The organism is Pseudomonas sp. c313, from assembly GCF_055407145.1.
Genome location: NZ_JBUZRD010000002.1, coordinates 39,005 through 61,609, shown reverse-complemented (window position 1 = coordinate 61,609; position 22,605 = coordinate 39,005). Strand labels below are relative to the sequence as shown.

The window sequence follows — 22,605 nt, the reverse complement described above, 5'->3', positions numbered from 1 at the left end:
GCTTAAACGCTGAGGGCAGCGCGCAATTGCGCTTCGAGCAAGGTGGCGTCCAGTTCCTGGCCGATCAGCACCAGATGTGTGGCGCGCGGCTCATCGGCGCGCCAGGCGCGGTCGAAGTGCTTGTCGAAACGGGTGCCCACGCCCTGGATCAGCAGGCGCATTGGCTTGTTGGGGACTGCGGCGAAGCCCTTGACCCGCAGGATGCCGTGCTGGACCACCAGTTGGGTCAAGGCATCGAGCAGCAGGCTTTCGTCGGCTTGTGGCAGCTCGATGGAAATCGAGTCGAAGGCGTCATGGTCGTGGTCGTCTTCACCTTCGTGATGATGATCGTGATGGCTGTGGCGGCTGTCGATGTGTTCTTCGGAACCGGCGCCCAGGCCAATCAACACGTCCAATGGCACGCGACCGCTGCTGGCTTCGATGATCTTCACCGCTGGCGGCAACTCTTCAGCCACTTCCAGGCGCACGCGGGCCAGGTCTTCGGCGCTGATGAGGTCGGATTTGTTGAGGATCACCAGGTCGGCGCTGGCCAGTTGGTCGGCGAACAGCTCGTGCAGCGGCGATTCGTGGTCCAGATTCGGGTCAAGTTTGCGCTGGGCATCCACCTGATCCGGGAACGCAGCGAAGGTGCCAGCAGCCACGGCCGGGCTGTCGACCACGGTGATCACCGCATCAACGGTGCAGGCGCTGCGAATTTCCGGCCATTGGAAGGCCTGGACCAACGGTTTTGGCAGGGCCAGGCCCGAGGTCTCAATGAGAATGTGGTCGAGGTCGCCGCGACGGGCTACCAGCTCGCGCATTACCGGGAAGAACTCTTCCTGGACGGTGCAGCACAGGCAACCGTTGGCCAGTTCATACACGCGGCCGTTGGCTTCTTCTTCGGTGCAACCGATGGAGCACTGTTTGAGAATTTCACCGTCAATGCCCAGCTCGCCGAATTCGTTAACGATCACGGCGATGCGGCGGCCCTGAGCGTTGTCGAGCATATGGCGCAACAAGGTGGTTTTACCCGAACCGAGAAAGCCGGTAACGATGGTGACGGGGAGTTTGGCCAGTGTTTTCATCGGATGCCCTTTGGCAAGGTGGCGGGCAGACGGGACGATTGGCCCTGCGGCGGCGCGCAGAAGCCCATTTCGCCACCGGATCACCCCGCCCGGTTGAAAGTTGAGAATCGTAGCGAGGCAGGTCTCCTGGCTTGGGGCTTGCCGGTCTTGCGACTGGCGCTGGCTGCGCCTTCCCGCCTTGTTCAGGCAGTGGCGTGGCAGTCAGATCAACCCTTTACAGTTGCGGGGGCAGCCGCGGCATCAACCGCGTTCCCTTCTTAGCTTCGACCTGGGCCGAAGAACCTCGAAGGCGCAAGGCTACAGGGGCTCGGTCAATTTGACTACCATCCCTCACCCATGCTCTCCTACACATCTTGTTTCGGGTGCCCTTCACAGGGTGAAACGGGAAACCGGTAAATCATGTGCTTGACTCAAGCCATGACCAGTCCGGTGCTGCCCCCGCAACGGTAAGCGAGCGAAGCATCAGATCCACTGTGCCGAGATGGCATGGGAAGGCGATGCTTTTAGGTCGACTCTTTTCAAGAGCCCCCTCGCAAGCCCGGAGACCGGCCCGATCAATCAAATAACAAACCCGCGGTGGGCGGGCGCTGTTCAGAACTCTGCGTGCCTGGCTCGCAGGGTTTTCATGCGCTCGTTTCACCCTGACACTCGAAAGGGACGTGCCATGTCGATCATCAGCAGCACCTCGCATACCGCAAGCAACACCGCCACCTTGAGCCAACGCCTGACCGCCGCCATCGGTGCGTCGATTCTGGGCGCGTGCCTGGTGTATTTCGCCGGTTTCTCCCATATTGAGGCCGTGCACAACGCCGCCCACGATACCCGCCACAGCGCCGCGTTCCCGTGCCATTGAGACCTGCCAACATGATCAAGCGAATTGCCCAAACCGCAGGTTTCACTGGCCTGTTGGCTGCCCTGTTGCTGACCCTGCTGCAAAGCTTCTGGGTCGCGCCGCTGATTCTCCAGGCGGAAACCTTCGAAAACGCCCCCGCGGCTACCCAGGTGCATGAGCATGCCAACGGCACCGCTGCCGCTCACAGCCACGACGCCGAAGCCTGGGAGCCGGAAAACGGCTGGCAGCGCGTACTGTCCACCACGGGCGGCAACCTGGTGGTCGCGGTCGGCTTCGCGCTGATGCTGGCCGGCCTCTACACCTTGCGTGCGCCAACCCGCACCGCTCAAGGCCTGCTGTGGGGCCTGGCGGGTTATGCAACCTTCGTCCTCGCGCCAACCCTTGGCCTGCCACCGGAACTGCCGGGCACTGCTGCGGCTGACCTGGCGCAACGGCAAATCTGGTGGATCGGCACGGCCGGTTCCACTGCCGCCGGTATTGCGTTGATCGTGTTCGGTCGCAACTGGCTGCTGAAAGTGTTGGGCGTGGCAATCCTGGCGGTGCCCCATGTGATTGGCGCGCCGCAACCGGAAGCCCATTCAATGCTGGCTCCTGAAGCGCTGGAAGCGCAGTTCAAGATTGCCTCGCAATTGACCAACGTTGCCTTCTGGCTGGCCCTGGGCCTGATCAGCGCCTGGCTGTTTCGCCGTAACCGTGACGATCAATACTCGGCATGACCACTGACAACACAGCGCCGACCCTGGTGGTCGGCCTGGGTTGCCAGCGTGGCTGCGACACTGACACCCTGCTTGCCCTGTTCAACAAGGCCCTCGACGAGGGCGGCATCGATCGCCAACGCATCACTGCACTGGCCAGTATTGATCTCAAACAGGATGAACCAGGGCTGTTGGCATTGGCCAAGGCCTTGAACCTGCCGCTGCAGTTTTTCAGTGCCGGGCAATTGGTATTGTATGAACCCCGGCTGAGCCACAAGTCGGCTATCGCCTTCGCCCATACGGGCTGCCATGGCGTTGCCGAAAGTGCCGCCCTGGCCTTGGCTGAACACTTGGCCCAGGGGTCGGCGAGGCTGCTGATCACTCGTCAGAAAAACGCCCAGGCCACCTTTGCGTTAGCCAGTTGCGGCTAAAATCTCGATAATCGCCAGCCTTGATCATGAGCAATCTTCATCTGAAGCCTTGCACGCTTGTTTTTTTGCATAGGAAACCGTCATGACCGTCTTTTTCATCGGTGCGGGCCCCGGCGATCCCGAACTGATTACCGTCAAGGGCCAGCGGCTGATTCGCAGCTGCCCGGTGATCATTTATGCGGGCTCGCTGGTACCGGCCGCCGTGCTGGAAGGTCATCAGGCCGAACAGGTGATCAACAGCGCCGAACTACACCTTGAGCAGATCATCGGTTTGATCAAGGCCGCCCACGAAAACGGCCAGGACGTGGCACGGGTGCATTCCGGCGACCCTAGCTTGTATGGTGCGATTGGCGAGCAGATTCGCTGGCTGCGGGAGCTGGGCATTCCCTTCCAGATCATTCCGGGCGTGACAGCCGTGGCCGCCTGTGCGGCGCTGCTGGAGGCTGAACTGACCCTGCCGGATATCGCCCAGAGCGTGATCCTGACCCGCTATGCCGATAAAACTGCGATGCCGGCGGGAGAGTCATTTAGTAGTCTGGCCAGCCACGGTACGACTATGGCGATTCATCTGGGGGTCAATCATCTGGAGAAGATCGTCGCTGAACTGCTGCCTCACTACGGCCCCGACTGCCCGATTGCCGTGGTGCATCGTGCAACCTGGCCAGATCAGGATTGGGTTATCGGTACGTTGGCGGATATTGCCGAAAAGGTAGCGGCCAAGGGGTTCAGGCGGACGGCGTTGATTGTGGTGGGCCGGGTGTTGGCCAGTGACGGTTTCAGCGAGTCATCGTTGTATCGCGCAGGTCATGCGCACTTATATCGGCCTTGAGTATTCCCGGATGCTAATGCAAAACCCTGTGGGTTGGGTTGGGTTGGGTTGGGTTGGGTTGGGTTGGGTTGGGTACATATCCGTTATTTTAGTCAGGGCGGCTTAGGGTTACGCCCTTACGGCGTGTCACTTTTGAAAAGAGCCCAAAAGTAACCAAAAGGCTCTTGCCCCACCACTTGGTGCCTCGCCTAGGCTCGGCATGCCTTCACTCCGGCATTGCTCCGTGGGCCGCCGCGATGGGCCATCCTTGGCCCAGCGCGGCTAAACCGGCGTCCTGCCGGTTTACCCACGGATCAATGCCTGCGTTCAGCCATCGTGGTTAACGGGGCGCCTTAGATCAAAAGCAAAAGCAAAAGCACGGCGGCCTGGTAGCCGACCTGAGTGGTGAAAAGCAAGAGCGGACCCACTGCCACCTGTAGGAGCGAGCTTGCTCGCGATGGTCGTTAACGATGACGCTGGCTCCCTGAATCACCGCGGTGCCCTCAGGTTCTTCGCGAGCAAGAACTAGGCGTCCCCCTCGCTCCTACAGAAAAACGGATGGCTCTTGATCTGCCTGCCCATAAAACCAGAGGCCGAACGCAGGTGTTGCGCAGTGGGTAAACCGGCAGGACGCCGGTTTAGCCGCGCTGGGCCAGGGATGGCCCAGCGCGGCGACCCACGGTGAGGGTACGCCGAGCCTAGGCGAGGCACCAAGTGGTGGGGCTGACCATACATTTGGTTACTTTGCCGCTTTTGCAAAGTGACACGCCGTAAGGGCATAACCCTAAGTCGCCATTACCGCAGCAACGGATATGTACTCAAACCTGCCCCCACACTTAACCCTAATTATTACAAAACCCATATAACCCATTGAATTAAGCTCATAAAAAAACGGCGCTCACGGGGCGCCGTTTTTCATGCTCGCAGCGAACACCTTAGTAGTAGGCGTTTTCTTTCTGCGTGTGGTCAGTCACATCACGTACACCCTTGAGCTCGGGAACCCGCTCAAGCAAGGTGCGCTCGATGCCTTCGCGCAAGGTCACGTCCGCCTGGCCACAGCCCTGGCAACCGCCGCCGAATTTCAACACGGCAATACCGTCATCCACTACGTCGATCAGGCTGACTTGGCCGCCGTGGCTGGCCAACCCAGGGTTGATCTCGGTTTGCAGGTAATAGTTGATACGCTCGTTGACCGGGCTGTCGGCGTTGACGCTCGGCACCTTGGCGTTAGGCGCTTTAATGGTCAACTGGCCGCCCATGCGATCGGTGGCGTAGTCAACCACGGCATCGTCAAGAAAGGCTTCGCTGAAGGCGTCGATGTACGCGGTGAAGCTCTTGAGCCCCAGGGCGGTATCTTCGGGTTTCTCTTCCCCCGGCTTGCAGTAGGCAATGCACGTCTCTGCGTACTGGGTGCCAGGCTGGGTGATAAAGACACGGATACCAATACCTGGAGTGTTCTGCTTGGACAGCAGATCAGCCAGGTAATCGTGGGCGGCGTCAGTAATGGTTATGGCAGTCATGGAAAATCCTCACAGGCTTGCCGGCAGTTTACGCCAATCATTGCGGAGGCACAAAGTCCTAGTATTTTTGTCGGAAAAGAAAACGCGCCGTAATCAAAGGTTTTCATAGCGATTCATGTCCAATACGCCCTCTTCCATCGGCGTGGTTTCACGGATGTACTGCGACAAATCGTGGAAATACAGCCAGAACTGCGGATGACTGCGACGCACACCCCAGCGGTCGACGATTCTCTCAAACCGCTTGGCGTCCTTGGCGTATTCCATGTCTTCGACGAACTCAGGCACGTCTTCGGCAGCAATATTGAAGATGAAGTTCGGATAGCTGCTGAGCACGCCAGGATAAATGGTCAGGGTGTCCAGACCAGGCTGATAGCGATAGGCCTCACCGAGCATGAACGCTACGTTGCTATGGGCGCGATTGCGTAACAGGCTGTAGACCTCGCGCTTGCCGCTACGGGTCTCGATGCGCAACATCGTCGCTTCAGGCAGTTGCTCGATCACCTTGAGGCCCGCCGCAGGTCGGGAGGTCAGGCGACTCAACGCCTGCTCGACGTCTCGCAACGCCGGATCAATTGCGGGCCGCGAACAGTACGCACCGATGCAGCGGTTGATCGGGTCAGGGCTGGCATTGAGGTCGCCATAACGGGCAAGCAACTGGTTGGCGAAATCGCGCTTGGGGTCCTTCTCATCCAGCTTCAGCCCGCTGGGCTTGTCATTATCGATGGCCTCATAGTCCAGCCACAGCTTGACCTTGCCGCTGTTCTGGTACCAGTCATCGAGAAATCCGTCCCGGGAGTCGGCTGGCATCAAGCGCAGGAAGTTCTGCTCGGCGCCGTTGCGGATCAGGTCGAAATACAGCCGGGTCTGCGCCTGGTGGGAGACATTGCCGAACACGTCAAAGTTGACCGCCAACTGGTAATAGGTCCGCTCCAGCAGCGGATAGTCGAACAACCACATCGTTTGCGGTACTTCGCCGATCAGGCCCTTGTTCACTGACGCGCTGTCGAAATGGCGGAAGATCGACAGCAAGGCATTGTCATTACCTGTCCACAGGCTCGACCAACTCGGCGGCGGCAGATCCGCGTAGCTGTCCCGGCGCAGGGCTTCGTATTCGTTGCGCTTGTCGCGGTAGGCCCGCCACAGGCTCAACACACTGCCCACATCGTCGTTCTGCCCCGGCATCGCCAGCAACGGCGTGGTCTGGCCGCGATAACGGGCGTCGGTGATGTACAGGTCGTGCTCGGGGTCCTGGAACAGGGTCCAGTAGTTGTCGCGGATCACGTCCGTGGCAATTTGCCCACGGCATACCGGCCCGCGAATAAAGGTGCGTACGAAGTATTCGGCGTTATCCAGCATGAACTGGTAGCGCGCCTTGGCCGGGATGGCCTCGAAGGTCTCGAACGGATTGGCCCGGCGTGCAGGACCATAGCCAGGCAGCGCGTGGACCTGCCAGTCGCCGCTGTAGAACAGCGACTTGATCCGGGCCATTTTCTCGGCGCTGAACGGGTACGTGATATGCGTCTTGTGGACGATAACCCCTTGCACCGGCCACAAGCGGTAGTACACCTGGATGCCCGGGTCGTCATTGGGTCTGCGGGTGTTGATCAGGTCAATCGGCTGGCCGCTGGGCGTACGCGAGCGCACCCACTGGAAATAATGCCCCGGCTCGCCGCCCTCTAAATAGATATGGGCAAGGAACAGATGCTCGTAGAGCCAGCGCGCCACCAGGCTTTCCCGCGCACCGGGCTGATTGAGCAGGTTTTCCCACTGCTGCACTTGCAAGGCCTCCTGGGCGCTCGGCGCCAGCCCTTGTTCATCGATGGGTGCACCGGAGGCCAACCAGCGTTGCAGGGTCTGGTACTGCTGGTCGGTCAGGCCGGTAACTGCCAGCGGCATGCCTTCCCTGGGGTGGTCGCTGGCATAGGCATCGAACTCCCCCGGCAGCGGGCACATGTTTTCCCGGTTCAGGCCCAGCACAATCTCGGCGGGCAACTTGGCATTGGGCGCCAATGGCGTCTTGTGGCCCAGGTCGAGCATCCGCGCCATCAACGCCGCCTGGCTGCCTTGGGCGTCCAAAACCGAACCGAAGCCCAGCGCCTGCCACTGCGCCTTGCCGAACGCATCGTAAAACAAGCGCGTGGGCTGCGAAGCCTGGCTGCGCTCACCGTCGTAGACCGCAACCTTGCTCGCGCCCCGTGCGGCACCTTCGCCGCTGCCCAGGTTGAGCTGGCAGGCCGAGTCGTAGCAGGCATGGCAGGCCACACACTTCTCGGTGAAAATCGGCTGGATATCACGGGTATAGGAAAGGCTCTGCGCGGGACCTTGGGCCTGTGTGCTGCTGGCGATCAGCGCAAGAACGGCGCTGATGATGAGGCGAAGTGACATGTTTCCGGTCCCGATTCAATGCATACGGTGAAAATCCCGGTGATTCTACCGATCTGCACCCTCACCCAACATGAGCGATATTCATGCAAAAGCCGAACATGCTCTAAAAGCGCACAGGTTTGCTATGATCCACGCCCTCCGTAATGCCTGACCAGAGTAGTCCCATGCCCGATCGTAGCGCTCGTCTGCAAGCCCTTCACCAAGCCCTCAAGGAACGCATCCTGATCCTCGATGGTGGTATGGGCACGATGATCCAGAGCTACAAACTGGAGGAAGAGGACTACCGTGGCAAACGCTTCGCCGATTGGCCAAGCGACATCAAGGGCAATAACGACCTGCTGATCCTCACTCGCCCAGACGTGATCGGCGGGATCGAGAAGGCTTACCTGGATGCCGGCGCCGACATCCTCGAAACCAACACATTCAACGCCACTCAAGTGTCCCAGGCCGACTACGGCATGCAAGGGCTGGCCTATGAATTGAACGTAGAAGGCGCCCGCCTGGCGCGCAAGGTTGCCGACGCGAAAACCCTGGAGACCCCGGACAAGCCGCGCTTTGTCGCCGGCGTGCTCGGCCCGACCAGCCGTACCTGTTCGCTGTCGCCGGACGTCAACAACCCCGGCTACCGCAACGTGACCTTCGATGAATTGGTGGAAAACTACACCGAGGCCACCAAGGGCCTGATCGAAGGCGGTGCGGACATGATCCTCATCGAAACCATCTTCGACACCCTCAACGCCAAGGCCGCGATCTTTGCCGTGCAAGGCGTCTATGAAGAGCTGGGTGTCGAACTGCCGATCATGATTTCCGGGACCATCACCGATGCGTCCGGACGGACTCTGTCGGGCCAGACCACCGAAGCGTTCTGGAACTCCATCTGCCACGCCAAGCCGATTTCCGTCGGTCTGAACTGCGCCCTCGGCGCCAGCGAACTGCGGCCGTACCTGGAAGAGTTGTCGAACAAGGCCAGCACCTACGTTTCCGCGCACCCAAACGCCGGCTTGCCCAACGAATTCGGTGAATACGACGAACTGCCGGAAGAGACCGCCAAGGTCATCGAGGAGTTCGCCCAGAGCGGTTTCCTCAATATCGTCGGCGGCTGCTGCGGTACCACGCCGGGCCATATCGAAGCCATCGCCAAGGCCGTGGCCGGCTATGCGCCACGTCAGATCCCCGACATCCCCAAGGCCTGCCGCCTGTCGGGCCTGGAACCGTTCACCATTGATCGCAGCTCGTTGTTCGTCAACGTTGGCGAGCGGACCAACATCACCGGTTCCGCGCGCTTCGCAAGGCTGATCCGTGAAGACAACTACACCGAAGCCCTGGAAGTCGCCCTGCAGCAGGTGGAAGCCGGCGCCCAGGTGATCGACATCAACATGGACGAAGGGATGCTCGATTCGAAGAAGGCCATGGTGACCTTCCTCAATCTGATTGCCGGCGAGCCGGACATCTCCCGGGTACCGATCATGATCGACTCCTCCAAGTGGGAAGTGATCGAAGCGGGCCTCAAGTGCATCCAGGGCAAGGGTATCGTCAACTCCATCAGCATGAAGGAAGGCGTGGAGCAGTTCATTTATCACGCCAAACTGTGCAAGCGCTACGGCGCTGCGGTGGTGGTGATGGCCTTCGACGAATCCGGCCAGGCCGACACCGAAGCGCGCAAGAAGGAAATCTGCAAACGCTCCTACGATATCCTGGTCAATGAAGTCGGCTTCCCGCCGGAAGACATCATCTTTGACCCGAACATCTTCGCGGTCGCCACCGGTATCGAAGAGCACAACAACTACGCCGTCGATTTCATCAACGCGTGTGCCTACATCCGTGACGAACTGCCGCATGCGTTGACCTCGGGTGGCGTGTCCAACGTGTCATTCTCATTTCGTGGCAACAACCCGGTGCGTGAGGCGATTCACTCGGTGTTCCTGCTGTATGCGATCCGCAACGGCCTGAGCATGGGCATCGTCAACGCTGGCCAGTTGGAGATCTACGACCAGATCCCGGCCGAACTGCGCGACGCTGTGGAAGACGTGGTGCTCAACCGCACCCCGGAAGGCACCGACGCCCTCCTCGCCATTGCCGACAAGTACAAGGGCGACGGCAGCGTCAAGGAAGCCGAGACTGAAGAGTGGCGTAGCTGGGAAGTCAACAAGCGCCTGGAACACGCCCTGGTCAAGGGCATCACCTCACACATCGTCGAAGACACCGAAGAATCCCGGCAGTCGTTCGCCCGCCCCATTGAAGTGATCGAAGGCCCGCTGATGTCCGGCATGAACATCGTTGGCGACCTGTTTGGTGCCGGCAAAATGTTCCTGCCCCAAGTGGTGAAATCCGCCCGGGTCATGAAGCAGGCCGTGGCCCACTTGATCCCGTTTATCGAGTTGGAAAAAGGCGACAAGCCAGAAGCCAAGGGCAAGATCCTCATGGCGACGGTAAAAGGCGACGTGCATGACATCGGCAAAAACATTGTCGGCGTGGTGCTCGGTTGCAACGGTTATGACATCGTCGACCTTGGCGTGATGGTCCCGGCCGAGAAAATCCTGCAAGTGGCCAAGGAACAGAAGTGCGACATCATCGGCTTGTCCGGCCTGATCACACCGTCCCTGGATGAGATGGTGCACGTCGCCCGCGAGATGCAGCGCCAGGACTTCCACCTGCCGCTGATGATCGGTGGTGCTACCACCTCCAAGGCCCACACGGCGGTGAAGATCGAGCCCAAGTACAGCAATGACGCGGTGATCTACGTCACCGACGCCTCCCGCGCTGTGGGCGTGGCGACGCAGTTGTTGTCCAAGGAGTTGAAAGCCGGTTTCGTCGAGAGAACCCGCCTGGACTACATCGAAGTGCGTGAGCGCACCGCCAACCGCAGCGCCCGCACTGAACGCCTGAGCTACCCGGTGGCCATCGCCAAGAAGCCGCAGTTCGACTGGAGCACTTACACCCCGGTCAAGCCCACATTCACTGGCGCCAAGGTGCTGGACAATATCGACCTGAAAGTGCTGGCCAAGTACATCGACTGGACGCCGTTCTTCATCTCCTGGGACCTGGCCGGCAAATTCCCGCGCATCCTCACTGACGAAGTGGTGGGTGAAGCCGCCACCTCGTTGTACGCCGATGCCCAGGAAATGCTCGCCAAGCTGATCGACGAAAAACTCATCAGCGCCCGCGCCGTGTTTGGCTTTTGGCCGGCCAACCAGGTGCAGGACGATGACCTGGAAGTCTACGGCGATGACGGCAAGCCTCTGGCAAAACTGCACCACTTGCGCCAGCAGATCATCAAGACTGACGGCAAGCCGAACTTCTCCCTCGCCGACTTCGTCGCACCCAAAGACAGCGGCATCACCGACTATGTGGGTGGCTTTATTACCACCGCTGGCATCGGCGCCGAAGAAGTGGCCAAGGCCTACCAGGACGCTGGTGACGACTACAACTCGATCATGGTCAAGGCCCTGGCCGACCGCCTGGCCGAGGCCTGCGCCGAATGGTTGCACCAGCAAGTGCGTAAGGACTACTGGGGCTACGCCAAGGACGAGCAACTGGATAACGATGCGCTGATCAAGGAGCAATACAGCGGCATCCGCCCTGCCCCTGGCTACCCTGCGTGCCCGGATCACACCGAGAAAGGTACCTTGTTCCAGCTGCTCGACCCTCAAGCCCGCGAAATGCAGGCCGGGCGCAGTGGCGTGTTCCTTACCGAGCACTACGCGATGTTCCCGGCGGCAGCGGTCAGCGGTTGGTACTTCGCCCACCCGCAGGCGCAGTACTTTGCCGTGGGCAAAGTCGACAAGGACCAGATCGCCAGCTACACCGCCCGCAAAGGCCAGGACCTGGCTGTGAGCGAGCGCTGGCTGGCGCCGAACCTGGGTTACGACAACTAACGGCGCTGGATTGACTATGCTGTCCATACACACCTTCACCGGGGGATGTATGGACGATCCAGCCAACCACAAACCGCCAACCTTCTGGCAGATGCTCCACAGCGTGATAGCCGCCGCCTTCGGCGTGCAAAGCGGGAAGAATCGCGCCCGCGATTTTACCCACGGCAAACCCAGTCATTTCGTGGTGCTTGGCATCCTGTTCACAGCCATCTTTGCCCTGACGCTGTTTGGCATCGTCAAGCTGGTGTTGCACTTGGCCGGAGTGTGAAAGCGATCAGGGCATGAGCAGTTGCAAGCTGAAAGGGTAACGGTAGGTCGCAGGCTTGCCTTCGGCTGACAGCGCCCGAAAATCCACGTCATAATCCTGATGAGCATTGATCTCTTGAAGGCGTCGGGCCTGTGCGGGGTCAATCAGCTGGAACAACGCCTCTTGGCGTTCCCGCTCGCCATGCAGGCCGATGTCCACACCCCTGGCATCGTCATGCACCAGTACCATAGCCCAACCGCCCAGGGTGAAGTGCCCGGCCACCAACGCGCTCAACCGTCCATCAAGAAGCGCTGCAAGCACTGGGTGTGAGCTGTTGACCGCACTGAACAGCACATCCTTGCCCGGCGTGCGGCCGCTGTTCTGCAGGGCGGTCATGGCGCCCAGAGCCATCTCGTCATTGGCCGACCACACCAGCGTGGTCTGCGGATAACGCTTGAACAACAGCGTGGCCTGCTCAAAGGCGCGCAGACGGTTCCATTCGCCGTAAACCAATTGGCGCAGGCGTACTTCGGGATGCTCCCCCAGGGCTCGCTGCAAACCTTGTTCACGCAGCTGTGCGGTGGGGGTGTTCTTGGCGCCGGAGAAGGCCAGCAAATCGAGGGTTTGGCCGGCGGCGACCGGGCCATGGATGCGCATCAGTTCCTTGAGCATCAGGTAACCGCCCTCCTCGTCGTTGGCGACGAGGCTACCGATCCAGTTGGGATATTTACGTGCGTCCAACAGTTGCACCTGGTCAGGCGTCAGGGCGTTATTGACGATTAGCAACTTGACCCCGCTGCCCTGGGACAGGCGCAGGATTTGCGGGGCAATGTACTGCTCGTTGACCAGCACCAGGTAGTCTGGGCGCTGGGAGCCTTGTAAAGCTTCGCGGGCCTGCTGGAGGGTGTTTTGCGGATCGCGCTCGGAATAACGCACGCGCAAATCCAGGCCGAGGTCCCTGGCGGCGGCCTGCATGAATTGCGCATAGTTGACCCAGAAGGTTTCGGTCGAGGTTCCAGGGTTGAGAAAAACCACCGACGTTGCATGGGCCATCGCCCAGAACGGCATACTCGCCACCAGCAAACACTTGTAGAGAACCTTCAGCATCATTACCTGAGCCCCAGATAGTTGCCGCCCAGTGTAATGACAATAAGCCGCTCAATCTCGGCTAATCGCCACGGCGGGACACCCCCCGAAGCTCAGGCAACGTCCTTTATTGATGGCTGACCCAGAACACAGCCGTTGAAACCACCAAAATAATCAGAAAGAGAATGGCCCAAGCGTCCACGGAACTGTCGCTTTTGCTGGCTTTAGTCGGATTGCTCATCGCATCGCCTCTTGTCGGTTTTATGGGTGATTGCATTAAGACTCGCCCACAGTAAAGTCCATGATTGCCCCCGTGACAAATGTGGGTAATCCAATAATCAATCTCATTAGTCGATTTGGTTCTTTGCATATACTTAAACATCACTTTTGCGCATAAACGCAAACTGGTATCGTGCGCCGGCTCCGTTTGGAGTGCGCGGCCGTGCGCGCAGATTTGCCGAGAACAGGACCTATATGTACGTATACGACGAATACGATCAGCGCATCATCGAGGACCGCGTCAAGCAGTTCCGTGATCAGACCCGACGCTATCTGGCAGGCGAGCTGAGCGAAGAAGAGTTTCGCCCTCTGCGCTTGCAAAATGGCCTTTATATTCAGCGCTTTGCGCCGATGCTGCGGGTTGCCGTGCCCTATGGCCAACTCACTTCGCGCCAGACGCGAATGATGGCCAAGATTGCTCGCGACTTCGACAAGGGCTACGCCCACATCAGTACCCGCCAGAACGTGCAGTTCAACTGGCCGGCCCTGGAAGATGTGCCGGACATTCTGGAAGAACTGGCCACCGTGCAAATGCACGCGATCCAGACCAGCGGTAACTGCCTGCGCAACGTCACCACCGACCAGTTCGCCGGCGTTGCAGCCGACGAGGTGATCGACCCCCGCCCATGGTGCGAAATCGTTCGCCAGTGGACCACCTTCCACCCGGAATTCGCCTACCTGCCGCGCAAGTTCAAGATCGCCATCAATGGCTCGACCTCGGACCGCGCGGCGATTGAAGTCCACGACATTGGCCTGGAGCCGGTGTACAACGCCGCCGGTGAGTTGGGCTTCCGTGTGCTGGTGGGTGGTGGCCTCGGTCGTACCCCGGTGGTCGGCGCCTTCATCAACGAGTTCCTGCCGTGGCAAGACCTGTTGAGCTACCTCGACGCCATCCTGCGGGTCTACAACCGCTATGGCCGTCGTGACAACAAGTACAAGGCGCGGATCAAGATCCTGGTCAAGGCCCTGACGCCTGAAGTCTTTGCGCAGAAAGTCGACGCCGAGATGGAACACCTGCGCGGCGGCCAGACCACCCTGACCGACGCTGAAGTGCATCGCGTCACCAAGCACTTCGTCGATCCGGACTACAAGGCACTGAGCAATCTGGACGCCGAGTTGGCCGAACTCGACCAGCAACACCCAGGTTTTGCCCGCTGGCGTGTGCGCAATACCCTGGCCCACAAGAAGCCAGGCTATGTCGCCGTGACCCTATCGCTGAAACCGACCGGCGTAGCGCCAGGCGACATCACTGACAAGCAACTGGACGGCGTCGCCGACCTGGCCGAGCGCTACAGCTTCGGCCAACTGCGCACCTCCCACGAACAGAACATCATCCTGGCAGACGTTGAACAGAGCCAGTTGTTCACCCTGTGGGGCGAGTTGCGCGAACAAGGCTTCGCCACGCCGAACATCGGTCTTCTGACCGACATCATCTGCTGCCCGGGCGGTGACTTCTGCTCCCTGGCCAACGCCAAATCGATCCCAATTGCCGAATCGATCCAGCGCCGTTTCGACGACCTGGACTACCTGTTCGACATCGGCGAGCTGGACCTGAATATCTCTGGCTGCATGAACGCCTGTGGTCACCACCACGTCGGCCACATCGGCATCCTCGGGGTGGACAAGAAAGGCGCAGAATTCTACCAAGTGTCCCTGGGCGGCAGCGCCAGTCGCGATGCGAGCCTGGGCAAGATCCTGGGCCCGTCCTTCGCCCAGGAAGCCATGCCCGAGGTGATCGGCAAGTTGATCGACGTCTACATCGAACAACGCACCGAAGATGAGCGCTTCATCGACACCTACCAGCGCATCGGCATTGACCTGTTCAAGGAGCGTGTCTATGCAGCGAATCATTAAGAACAACGAAGTGGTCGACGAAACCTGGCACTTGCTGCCCAAGGACACGACCTTCGATGGCATTTCCAACTGCGACGACCTGATTGTGCCGCTGGCCCTCTGGCGCGAGCATGCTCACGCCCTCAAGGCCCGCGACGGCGGCCTGGGTGTGTGGCTGGACGCCGATGAAGAAGCCGAAGAGATCGGTGACGACGTGGAGCACTTCCAGGTCATCGCCCTGAACTTCCCGGCCTTTACCGACGGTCGCAACTACTCCAACGCCCGCTTGCTGCGTGACCGTTATGGTTACAAGGGTGAGTTGCGGGCGATTGGCGATGTACTACGCGACCAGCTGTTTTACCTGCGCCGCTGTGGGTTTGATGCCTATGCGTTACGGGCGGACAAAGACCCGTACGAAGCGCTGGATAGTCTCAAGGACTTCTCGGTGACGTACCAGGCGGCGACGGATGAGCCTTTGCCGTTGTTTCGCCGGCGTTAAGCTTTAGCCCGCCACACTAAGCCCTGAACCCCGGATAGCTGGAGTTCAGGGCTTTTTTGTGGGCGTTGAAACGATCGTCACCCGGTGAAACATCTTTCATGTGAGCCAGGCAATGCCACTCAAGGTGAACATTGGCAACCATCGAGTTGTCCCCTATTGATCAGCTCACTGACGATTGGAGTTCTTCATGGCGAAAATCACCCTGGCCCAGCAACTGGCGACCACTCTTGAACAAGCAGGCATCAAACGCATCTGGGGACTGACCGGCGACAGCCTCAATGGCCTCACCGACGCGCTGCGCACCATGGACAGCATCGAGTGGATGCATGTGCGTCACGAGGAAGTTGCCGCCTTTGCCGCCGGTGCAGAAGCCGCGGCCACTGGCGAGCTGACGGTGTGCGCCGGCAGTTGCGGGCCGGGCAACCTGCACTTGATCAATGGTCTATTCGATTGCCACCGCAACCAGGTCCCGGTACTGGCCATTGCCGCACAGATCCCGTCCTCTGAGATCGGCCTGAACTACTTCCAGGAAACCCATCCCCAGGAGTTGTTCAAGGAGTGCAGCCACTTTATTGAACTAGTGACCAACCCCGAACAAATGCCCCATGTGCTGCATCGCGCCATGCGCTCGGCGATCCTCAATCGCGGCGTGGCGGTGGTGGTCATTCCTGGGGATGTGTCGCTGCTGGAAGTCGAAGACACATTCAAGCCATGGCCCGCGTTGCTGGCGCCACGTACCTTGCCGGCGGAACAGGACCTGCAACGCCTGACCGACATCCTTGAGCAAAGTAAATCCGTCACCCTGCTGTGCGGCAGCGGTTGCGCGGGAGCCCACGATGAAGTGGTGGCCCTGGCCGACGTCCTTGGCGCCCCGGTGGTACACGCGCTGCGAGGCAAGGAGCACGTGGAATGGGACAACCCCTTCGATGTCGGCATGACCGGGTTGATCGGCTTCAGCTCGGGCTATCACGCGATGCTCAACTGCGACACGCTGATCATGCTGGGCACCGACTTTCCCTATCGCCAGTTCTACCCCTCCGACGCGAAGATCATCCAGGTCGATCGCAATCCCCAGGCCCTTGGCCGTCGCGCCACGCTGGACCTGGGAATCGCCGCCAATGTCAGCGAAACCATCCAGGCGCTGCTGCCGCGCCTGACCCGCAATGCTGATCGCAGCTTCCTTGAGTCGTCCCTCAAACACTATGAGAAATCCCGGCAGGGCCTGGACGACCTGGCACAGCCATCAAAAGCCAACCGACCGATCCACCCGCAGTACGTCACCCGGCTGCTCAGCGAGCTGGCGGACGACGATGCCATCTTCACCGCCGATGTCGGCTCACCCACCGTGTGGGCGGCGCGTTATCTGAAGATGAATGGCAAACGCCGGCTGATCGGCTCGTTCAACCACGGCTCGATGGCCAACGCCATGCCCCAGGCCATCGGTGCCCAGGCAGCGTTTCCCGGTCGCCAGGTTATATCGTTGTCGGGAGACGGTGGTTTCAGCATGCTGATGGGCGATTTCATTTCCCTGGCGCAGTTGAACCTGCCGGTGAAGGTCATCGTCTACGACAACGCTTCATTGAGCTTCGTCGCCATGGAGATGAAAGCCGCCGGTTACCTAGACACCGGCACGGAGCTGCAAAACCCGGACTTTGCGGCCATGTCCAATGCCATGGGTATTCTGGGGATTCGCGTGGAGCAATCCGAAGACCTCGAGCCGGCGCTACGCAGCGCCCTGGCTCATGATGGCCCAGTGCTGGTGGATGTGGTGACGGCGACCCAGGAACTGGCCATGCCACCGAGCATTAAGCTGGAGCAGGCCAAGGGCTTCAGCCTGTATATGCTCAAGGCGGTGATGAGTGGACGCGGGGACGAGGTGATTGAGCTGGCACGGACTAACTGGTTGCGGTAACCGAACACCACCTTGTGGCGAGCGGGCTTGCCCGCTCGCCACAACCTCAACCCTTCTGCTTTTCGACCCACTTTGCGTAGGCATCAATAAACGCTTGCAGGAACGGCTTGGTCTTCTCCGACACTTTCCCCGACTCATCAAACGCATTGCCAGCGCCGCCCAGGTAGGCTTCCGGCTGCTGCATGCAGGGCACGTCAAGGAACACCAGAGACTGGCGCAAATGGTGATTGGCGCCAAAACCGCCGATAGCGCCAGGCGACACACTGATCACCGCACCAGGCTTGCCACTCCAAGTACTTTGGCCGTAAGGACGGGAGCCGACGTCGATCGCATTCTTCAGCGCGGCGGGCACAGAGCGGTTGTATTCGGGGGTCACGAACAACACCGCGTCGGATGAGCTCACGTGTTGACGGAAAGTACTGTAGGCTGCGGGCGGTATTGTGCCGTCAATGTCTTCGTTATAGAGCGGCAACTCGCCGATTTCGACAATATTGAGTTTGAGGTTGGCAGGTGCTAACTCGACCAATGCCAGGGCGACCTTACGGTTGATCGACTCTTTTCTCAAGCTGCCAACCAGTACGGCAATCGTGTAGACCTTGCTCATTGGGGTTTCCCGACGTCTGACTAAAGGAGCTTGTAGTTATAGAGCCTTCACGGCCCTATCACCAGCAGGTTCTGGCAACTCCCCTGACGTTCATCTTGCACTCGTCCGTGTAAGTGACGTCTGAAAAAGTCAACGAATAGTATTTTTTTTCCATAGGTAAACTACCCCGCTCCTCTACGGTCTACAGAACCGCAAATCGAGTGTTTATCTCCAGAGGCTCTAAACAGATGGCAGCAGTACTTGTCGGACAGTTCCATGCCAGAGACGCGGAAGGTCGCGTTTATTCCGTGCATGAGTTCCAGGAATCCACCCCGCCGCTCGACGGCCTGGCTGGCTCGGCGCCCACCACTACCTACAAGCTGGCCATTGGCGACCGTGTAGAAAAAATGGAAGGCGATGAGTTCCGATTGATCCAGTCGGGCACCATAATCGTCCGCGAATCGCAAACGACCCACGCTTCATAAGACTTGGTTTCAATACAACGTCTCAGAGGCGAACCTGCTCAGTCCTGGCCATTGATGGCGTGGTGACTGGGCCGGGACGGCTCGACTCTCCCCTCCAGTGCTTTTGCATCCATTATTCAAGCCTGTTCGCCGAGCATCACGTACTTATTTCTCGCGTTCCGGTTTCCCCCATTGAATCCCCAATCGGCTGAACATAGACTCCGGGCATGCGTTTACGTCATATCGAAGTGATTCAGGCCATCTTGCAGACCGGACACCTCGGCACGGCCGCCGAATGGTTGCAACTGCCCGTGGCCGATGTTGACGCCGCGCTCAAGGATGCCGAGCAACAATTGGGGTTCATGCTCTTCGCCAGCGTGCGCGGGCGGCTGCAAGCTACCCGTGAAACCCTGGAACTGCAGGCCCACATCGCTCATATCCATGAGGCGCTAGAGCCCCTGCAGCGCCTGGCCAGCAGCCTGAAACACCATCACTCCCCGCCGCTACGCGCCCTCTGCACACCGCCACTGGCCAACCAACTACTACCACAAAGCATTGCCCTGCTGCGTCGACGGTTCCAGGACACGCCGTGCAACCTGTCGAGCCAGCCAACCCGGGATATCGTCAAAAGCCTGCTGCTACACGAAGCGGACCTGGGCCTGAGCCTGCATGACCCCGAACACCCGCAGATTCACAGCGCCGTGCTGGCCCAGGGCAAGCTGCAACTGCTGGCGCCCCACGGCTGGCTCAAGCCGCGACAGAAGTACATTGCGCTGCAGGAGTTGGCCGGCCAAGCGATGGTCGGCCTGGAGGGGCAAGACCCGCTGAGTCGATTACTTGACAGCAAGCTACAGGCACTGCGGCCGCTGCCGGTAATCCAGACGCGGGTGCAGACTTACCAGATGATGCGCAGCATGGTGGAGGCCGGGGAAGGTCTGGCGATTGTCGATCCGTTCACCGCCAGCGGCGCGCGCGAAGCAGGGCTGGATGCCTGCCCGCTGTCACCACCGATTCTGGTGACGCTGTATGCATTGACGCTAAAAGACAGCGTCGCTTCCCCGGCACTGAATGCTCTGGTGGAAATTGTCACGCAAAAGGCCGAGGGATTGCTGGCGGGCGCTGTGACTTAACCCGCACAGATCAAACCGCTTCCAGCTCTGACTTGAACAACCGATACCAGAAAATTGCCACTTCCCTGGTCTGCGGATCAATCCCGCGATACCGCAGGTGATCAATCCCGCCCATCACATACCCGCAACGCTCATACAAACGGCACGCGCCAAGATTGTTGTTCTGGGTTTCCAGCATCATTCCCTGCAGGCTTTTCTTGCGGCTCCAGAACTGCGCCACATCCAGCAACGCCTTGGCCACCCCATGGCGACGCGCAGGCAGCACCACTGCCAGCTCATCAACGTGGGCAAAACCGTTCCAATTGGTGCTGACCACTACATGCCCCACAGGGCGGTCATCCAGGTAGGCCATGAACACCGCGCTGTCGGCTGCATCGCGGTAGCTGGCGAACTCTTGCGGGTCGATGCCGTAGCACTTGCGGTATGGCAAGATCTGCTCAAGCGCCCATTGATCGACACGCTTGCCGATCTCCGGTACGCCATAGGCGCTGACGTCAAAACTGAAATCGTTGCCCCATACGTAGGGTTCAAATCCCTCGTCGGCGACTCGAACACTGAGCCCCGGGTACTTCGGATTCATTACAGCTTGCATAACCATCCTTAACACTTGATGCAATCGACGGTGTAACAACGACCACCGCCGTCGTCTTCGTGTTGCAATCCATGAACATCGGCAACAAAACCGGGAAAGCTGCTATCAAAGGTCCGGGCAAATGCCAGGTAATCAATGATCGAACGAGTCGATTCGGTAAAGCGTTCCCCCGGCATAATCAACGGAATACCCGGCGGATAAGGCACCAGCATCACCGCTGCAACGCGCCCTGGCAAGGCATCGATGGACACGGCCTCGACTTCACCACGGACCAATTGATCGTAGGCATCCGCCGGTTTCATCGCAATCTCCGGCAAAACCGTGTACATCCGCTTGAGGTGTTTGGCCGTTGCGTTGCTGCGATAACAGCTGTGCAACTGATCGCACAGATCTCGCAAACCCATGCCTTGATAACGTGCGCAGCCTGTTTGAAATACGCAAGGCAAGCAGCTTGCAAGGCTGACATTGGCGTCGTAATTACGTTTGAACTCCAGCAATTCCGTCAGCAGGGTACTCCACTTACCCTTGGTGATGCCCATGGAGAACAACACCAGAAACGAATAAAGACCGGTTTTCTCCACCACCAACCCACGCTCCCATAGAAATTTACTGACGACTGCGGCCGGAATTCCGCACTCACCAAGGGCGCCTCCCGCGGTCAGCCCGGGCATTACCAGGGTGACCTTGATCGGGTCCAGCAGCACGTAATCTTCGGTAATATCACCAAAGCCGTGCCAGTCGGCCTGCGGTTGCAATAACCAATCGGCAGTCGCCACGCGGTCAATACCCGCCACCGACGGTGGCTGCCAGATGGAGAACCACCAATCTTGTGCGCCGATGTGCTCACGCAGGTTAGCCAGCGCGCGACGAAAGCTCAGGGCTTCGTCAAACATTTCCTGTAACAGAGAACGCCCCGCCGGCCCCTCCATCATTGCCGAGGCGACGTCCAGGGAGGCGATGATGCTGTACTGCGGCGACGTAGAGATATGCATCATGAACGCTTCGTTGAAGCGGTCGCGATCCAGTTGTCGGGCGCCGCCGTCCTGCACATGGATCATCGATGCCTGGCTGAAGGCTGCCAGCAGCTTGTGAGTGGAATGGGTGGTGAATACCAGAGGGCTATCAGCCGTGCGTGAAGTGCCCATGCCGTAGCGGCCGGCAAAGAACTCATGGAAGGCCGCGTAGGCGTACCAGGCTTCGTCGAAGTGCAGCACCTCGACACTGTTGCCCAGTTGCTGCTTGATCAGCTCGGCGTTGTAACACAAGCCGTCGTAGGTAGAGTTGGTGACTACTGCCAGCTTGACCTTTGGCGCCCGGCCTTGGGCGAGCGGGCTGGCGTCGATCTTGGCGCGAATGGATTCAGGACTGAATTCGCTCAAGGGAATGGGCCCGATAATTCCCAGCTCATTACGTTCCGGGCACAGGTACAGCGGGATGGCACCGGTCATGATGATCGAGTGCAGCACCGACTTGTGGCAGTTGCGGTCCACCAGTACCAGGTCATCGCGCGCGACCATGGAGTGCCACACGATCTTGTTGGCGGTCGAGGTGCCATTGATCACGAAGAAGGTGTGATCGGCACCAAAGTTGCGCGCCGCCCGCGCTTCAGCTTCCGCCAGGGGGCCGGTGTGATCCAGCAACGAACCCAACTCCGGCACCGACACGGATAAATCCGAGCGCAGGGTGTTCTCCCCGAAGAACTGATGAAATGCCTGCCCCACCGGGCTCTTGCGATAGGCCACCCCACCGCCGTGGCCAGGGGTGTGCCAGGAATAATTGGAGTCAGCCGTGTGTTGCACCAATGCCTTGAAGAACGGCGGCAACAGGCCATCGAGGTAGGTGCGAGCGGCGCGGGCTACCTGGCGAGCCAGGAACGGTACCGTGTCTTCAAACAGGTAGAGAATGCCCCGCAACTGGTTGAGTTCGCTCATGGCGTCGGCGGGGGCATTTTCCAGGGTGACTTGCTCACCCAGGGCGAAGATCGGCAGATGTGGCGCCCGCACTCGCGCCAGGCGAATCAGCTCAACCATGTTTTGCAGCAGATGGGTATTTTCCCCCGCGCCTTCGGCAGCGATCAGCATGCAGGCCAAGCCATGATGGGTCGAGGCCACCAGCCGGCCTTCAGCGTAATCCACCGCAGAGAAGATACTGAAGCCTTCCTGTTCCAGCTCCCGGGCGATGCCCCGGACCCGATCACCGGCGACGGTGTCGGCCTTGATGTCGCGATGCACGATAAGGATGGGGAACTTCAGGTCTTTGTACATGGGAGCTTGGCGTCCTGAGAGCAATGTACTCAGGGTAGAAGCTGGGGGCGGTTGTAGCGAATGAAGAGAGTCAAATGAGGAATTT

General features: G+C 59.6%; 18 protein-coding genes and 2 riboswitches. Of the genes, 11 read left to right on the top strand and 7 right to left on the bottom strand.

What is annotated here, in order from left to right:
- Positions 1–2: 2 nt before the first annotated feature.
- The gene (gene cobW, locus ACZRKZ_RS05175; RefSeq protein ID WP_463980922.1) at positions 3–1,064 is read right to left on the bottom strand and encodes a cobalamin biosynthesis protein CobW; all 1,062 of its coding nucleotides are present in this window, start codon (positions 1,062–1,064) and stop codon (positions 3–5) included.
- A 99-nt stretch (positions 1,065–1,163) separates the two neighbouring features.
- A riboswitch (cobalamin riboswitch) is annotated at positions 1,164–1,365 on the bottom strand.
- A gap of 42 nt (positions 1,366–1,407) precedes the next feature.
- Positions 1,408–1,632: riboswitch (cobalamin riboswitch) on the top strand.
- 96 nt (positions 1,633–1,728) lie between these two features.
- On the opposite strand from cobW, the gene ACZRKZ_RS05170 reads away from it, so the two are divergent.
- The 4 genes from ACZRKZ_RS05170 to cobM all read left to right on the top strand — a co-directional run bounded on the left by ACZRKZ_RS05170 (position 1,729) and on the right by cobM (position 3,872).
- Positions 1,729–1,917, top strand: coding sequence for a CbtB domain-containing protein (locus ACZRKZ_RS05170; RefSeq protein WP_149414599.1), 189 nt, complete (start codon positions 1,729–1,731; stop codon positions 1,915–1,917).
- A gap of 11 nt (positions 1,918–1,928) precedes the next feature.
- Positions 1,929–2,633, top strand: coding sequence for a CbtA family protein (locus tag ACZRKZ_RS05165; RefSeq protein ID WP_463980921.1), 705 nt, complete (start codon positions 1,929–1,931; stop codon positions 2,631–2,633).
- Positions 2,630–3,043, top strand: a complete 414-nt coding sequence (locus ACZRKZ_RS05160; RefSeq protein WP_463980920.1) for a cobalamin biosynthesis protein — start codon at positions 2,630–2,632, stop codon at positions 3,041–3,043. The genes ACZRKZ_RS05165 and ACZRKZ_RS05160 overlap by 4 nt, the downstream gene beginning before the upstream one ends.
- A gap of 82 nt (positions 3,044–3,125) precedes the next feature.
- Positions 3,126–3,872 carry a precorrin-4 C(11)-methyltransferase gene (gene cobM, locus ACZRKZ_RS05155; RefSeq protein WP_463980919.1) on the top strand — a complete coding sequence of 249 codons (747 nt, stop codon included), beginning with the start codon at positions 3,126–3,128 and terminating at the stop codon, positions 3,870–3,872.
- Positions 3,873–4,786: 914 nt separating this feature from the next.
- Here cobM and nfuA read toward each other — a convergent pair.
- Both nfuA and ACZRKZ_RS05145 read right to left on the bottom strand, forming a co-directional pair.
- Positions 4,787–5,371: a Fe-S biogenesis protein NfuA gene (gene nfuA, locus ACZRKZ_RS05150; protein WP_149415341.1), complete on the bottom strand. Its 585-nt coding sequence runs from the start codon at positions 5,369–5,371 to the stop codon at positions 4,787–4,789.
- A gap of 93 nt (positions 5,372–5,464) precedes the next feature.
- Complete coding sequence (locus tag ACZRKZ_RS05145) at positions 5,465–7,756, bottom strand: fatty acid cis/trans isomerase (protein WP_463970485.1); 2,292 nt, start codon at positions 7,754–7,756, stop codon at positions 5,465–5,467.
- Positions 7,757–7,920: 164 nt separating this feature from the next.
- Between ACZRKZ_RS05145 and metH the strand changes: the two genes are divergently transcribed.
- Entirely contained in the window at positions 7,921–11,631 is a 3,711-nt protein-coding gene (gene metH, locus ACZRKZ_RS05140) for a methionine synthase (protein WP_463980918.1), read from the top strand.
- 49 nt (positions 11,632–11,680) lie between these two features.
- Positions 11,681–11,899 (top strand): DUF2970 domain-containing protein, encoded by a 219-nt coding sequence (locus ACZRKZ_RS05135; protein WP_149415001.1) that lies wholly within the window; start codon positions 11,681–11,683, stop codon positions 11,897–11,899.
- Positions 11,900–11,905: 6 nt separating this feature from the next.
- Here the strand turns inward: ACZRKZ_RS05135 and ACZRKZ_RS05130 are convergent, their stop codons facing one another.
- Complete coding sequence (locus ACZRKZ_RS05130) at positions 11,906–12,985, bottom strand: ABC transporter substrate-binding protein (protein ID WP_463981452.1); 1,080 nt, start codon at positions 12,983–12,985, stop codon at positions 11,906–11,908.
- 453 nt (positions 12,986–13,438) lie between these two features.
- Between ACZRKZ_RS05130 and ACZRKZ_RS05125 the strand changes: the two genes are divergently transcribed.
- From ACZRKZ_RS05125 to poxB, 3 genes are all read left to right on the top strand, one after another.
- Positions 13,439–15,097, top strand: a complete 1,659-nt coding sequence (locus ACZRKZ_RS05125) for a nitrite/sulfite reductase (RefSeq protein ID WP_463980917.1) — start codon at positions 13,439–13,441, stop codon at positions 15,095–15,097.
- Positions 15,081–15,575: a DUF934 domain-containing protein gene (locus ACZRKZ_RS05120; protein ID WP_463980916.1), complete on the top strand. Its 495-nt coding sequence runs from the start codon at positions 15,081–15,083 to the stop codon at positions 15,573–15,575. The genes ACZRKZ_RS05125 and ACZRKZ_RS05120 overlap by 17 nt, the downstream gene beginning before the upstream one ends.
- Positions 15,576–15,762: 187 nt before the next feature.
- The gene (gene poxB, locus ACZRKZ_RS05115) at positions 15,763–17,487 is read left to right on the top strand and encodes a ubiquinone-dependent pyruvate dehydrogenase (RefSeq protein WP_463980915.1); all 1,725 of its coding nucleotides are present in this window, start codon (positions 15,763–15,765) and stop codon (positions 17,485–17,487) included.
- Between the two features lie 46 nt (positions 17,488–17,533).
- On the opposite strand, the gene ACZRKZ_RS05110 is transcribed toward poxB, so the two are convergent.
- Positions 17,534–18,091 (bottom strand): NADPH-dependent FMN reductase, encoded by a 558-nt coding sequence (locus tag ACZRKZ_RS05110; protein WP_463980914.1) that lies wholly within the window; start codon positions 18,089–18,091, stop codon positions 17,534–17,536.
- Between the two features lie 227 nt (positions 18,092–18,318).
- On the opposite strand from ACZRKZ_RS05110, the gene ACZRKZ_RS05105 reads away from it, so the two are divergent.
- Both ACZRKZ_RS05105 and ACZRKZ_RS05100 read left to right on the top strand, forming a co-directional pair.
- The gene (locus tag ACZRKZ_RS05105; protein ID WP_133103217.1) at positions 18,319–18,555 is read left to right on the top strand and encodes a hypothetical protein; all 237 of its coding nucleotides are present in this window, start codon (positions 18,319–18,321) and stop codon (positions 18,553–18,555) included.
- A gap of 206 nt (positions 18,556–18,761) precedes the next feature.
- Positions 18,762–19,664 (top strand): LysR substrate-binding domain-containing protein, encoded by a 903-nt coding sequence (locus ACZRKZ_RS05100; protein ID WP_463980913.1) that lies wholly within the window; start codon positions 18,762–18,764, stop codon positions 19,662–19,664.
- A gap of 10 nt (positions 19,665–19,674) precedes the next feature.
- Here ACZRKZ_RS05100 and ACZRKZ_RS05095 read toward each other — a convergent pair whose 3' ends face one another.
- Positions 19,675–20,244 carry a GNAT family N-acetyltransferase gene (locus ACZRKZ_RS05095; RefSeq protein WP_149415002.1) on the bottom strand — a complete coding sequence of 190 codons (570 nt, stop codon included), beginning with the start codon at positions 20,242–20,244 and terminating at the stop codon, positions 19,675–19,677.
- Positions 20,245–20,264: 20 nt separating this feature from the next.
- Positions 20,265–22,520, bottom strand: a complete 2,256-nt coding sequence (locus ACZRKZ_RS05090) for an Orn/Lys/Arg family decarboxylase (RefSeq protein WP_463980912.1) — start codon at positions 22,518–22,520, stop codon at positions 20,265–20,267.
- Positions 22,521–22,605: the final 85 nt, after the last annotated feature.

What these genes read in the sequence shown, in the direction of transcription:
- cobW (WP_463980922.1), bottom strand. Translation starts at nt 1,064, where the DNA reads ATGAAAACACTGGCCAAACTCCCCGTCACCATCGTTACCGGCTTTCTC.
- ACZRKZ_RS05170 (WP_149414599.1), top strand. Translation starts at nt 1,729, where the DNA reads ATGTCGATCATCAGCAGCACCTCGCATACCGCAAGCAACACCGCCACC.
- ACZRKZ_RS05165 (WP_463980921.1), top strand. Translation starts at nt 1,929, where the DNA reads ATGATCAAGCGAATTGCCCAAACCGCAGGTTTCACTGGCCTGTTGGCT.
- ACZRKZ_RS05160 (WP_463980920.1), top strand. Translation starts at nt 2,630, where the DNA reads ATGACCACTGACAACACAGCGCCGACCCTGGTGGTCGGCCTGGGTTGC.
- cobM (WP_463980919.1), top strand. Translation starts at nt 3,126, where the DNA reads ATGACCGTCTTTTTCATCGGTGCGGGCCCCGGCGATCCCGAACTGATT.
- nfuA (WP_149415341.1), bottom strand. Translation starts at nt 5,371, where the DNA reads ATGACTGCCATAACCATTACTGACGCCGCCCACGATTACCTGGCTGAT.
- ACZRKZ_RS05145 (WP_463970485.1), bottom strand. Translation starts at nt 7,756, where the DNA reads ATGTCACTTCGCCTCATCATCAGCGCCGTTCTTGCGCTGATCGCCAGC.
- metH (WP_463980918.1), top strand. Translation starts at nt 7,921, where the DNA reads ATGCCCGATCGTAGCGCTCGTCTGCAAGCCCTTCACCAAGCCCTCAAG.
- ACZRKZ_RS05135 (WP_149415001.1), top strand. Translation starts at nt 11,681, where the DNA reads ATGGACGATCCAGCCAACCACAAACCGCCAACCTTCTGGCAGATGCTC.
- ACZRKZ_RS05130 (WP_463981452.1), bottom strand. Translation starts at nt 12,985, where the DNA reads ATGCTGAAGGTTCTCTACAAGTGTTTGCTGGTGGCGAGTATGCCGTTC.
- ACZRKZ_RS05125 (WP_463980917.1), top strand. Translation starts at nt 13,439, where the DNA reads ATGTACGTATACGACGAATACGATCAGCGCATCATCGAGGACCGCGTC.
- ACZRKZ_RS05120 (WP_463980916.1), top strand. Translation starts at nt 15,081, where the DNA reads ATGCAGCGAATCATTAAGAACAACGAAGTGGTCGACGAAACCTGGCAC.
- poxB (WP_463980915.1), top strand. Translation starts at nt 15,763, where the DNA reads ATGGCGAAAATCACCCTGGCCCAGCAACTGGCGACCACTCTTGAACAA.
- ACZRKZ_RS05110 (WP_463980914.1), bottom strand. Translation starts at nt 18,091, where the DNA reads ATGAGCAAGGTCTACACGATTGCCGTACTGGTTGGCAGCTTGAGAAAA.
- ACZRKZ_RS05105 (WP_133103217.1), top strand. Translation starts at nt 18,319, where the DNA reads ATGGCAGCAGTACTTGTCGGACAGTTCCATGCCAGAGACGCGGAAGGT.
- ACZRKZ_RS05100 (WP_463980913.1), top strand. Translation starts at nt 18,762, where the DNA reads ATGCGTTTACGTCATATCGAAGTGATTCAGGCCATCTTGCAGACCGGA.
- ACZRKZ_RS05095 (WP_149415002.1), bottom strand. Translation starts at nt 20,244, where the DNA reads ATGAATCCGAAGTACCCGGGGCTCAGTGTTCGAGTCGCCGACGAGGGA.
- ACZRKZ_RS05090 (WP_463980912.1), bottom strand. Translation starts at nt 22,520, where the DNA reads ATGTACAAAGACCTGAAGTTCCCCATCCTTATCGTGCATCGCGACATC.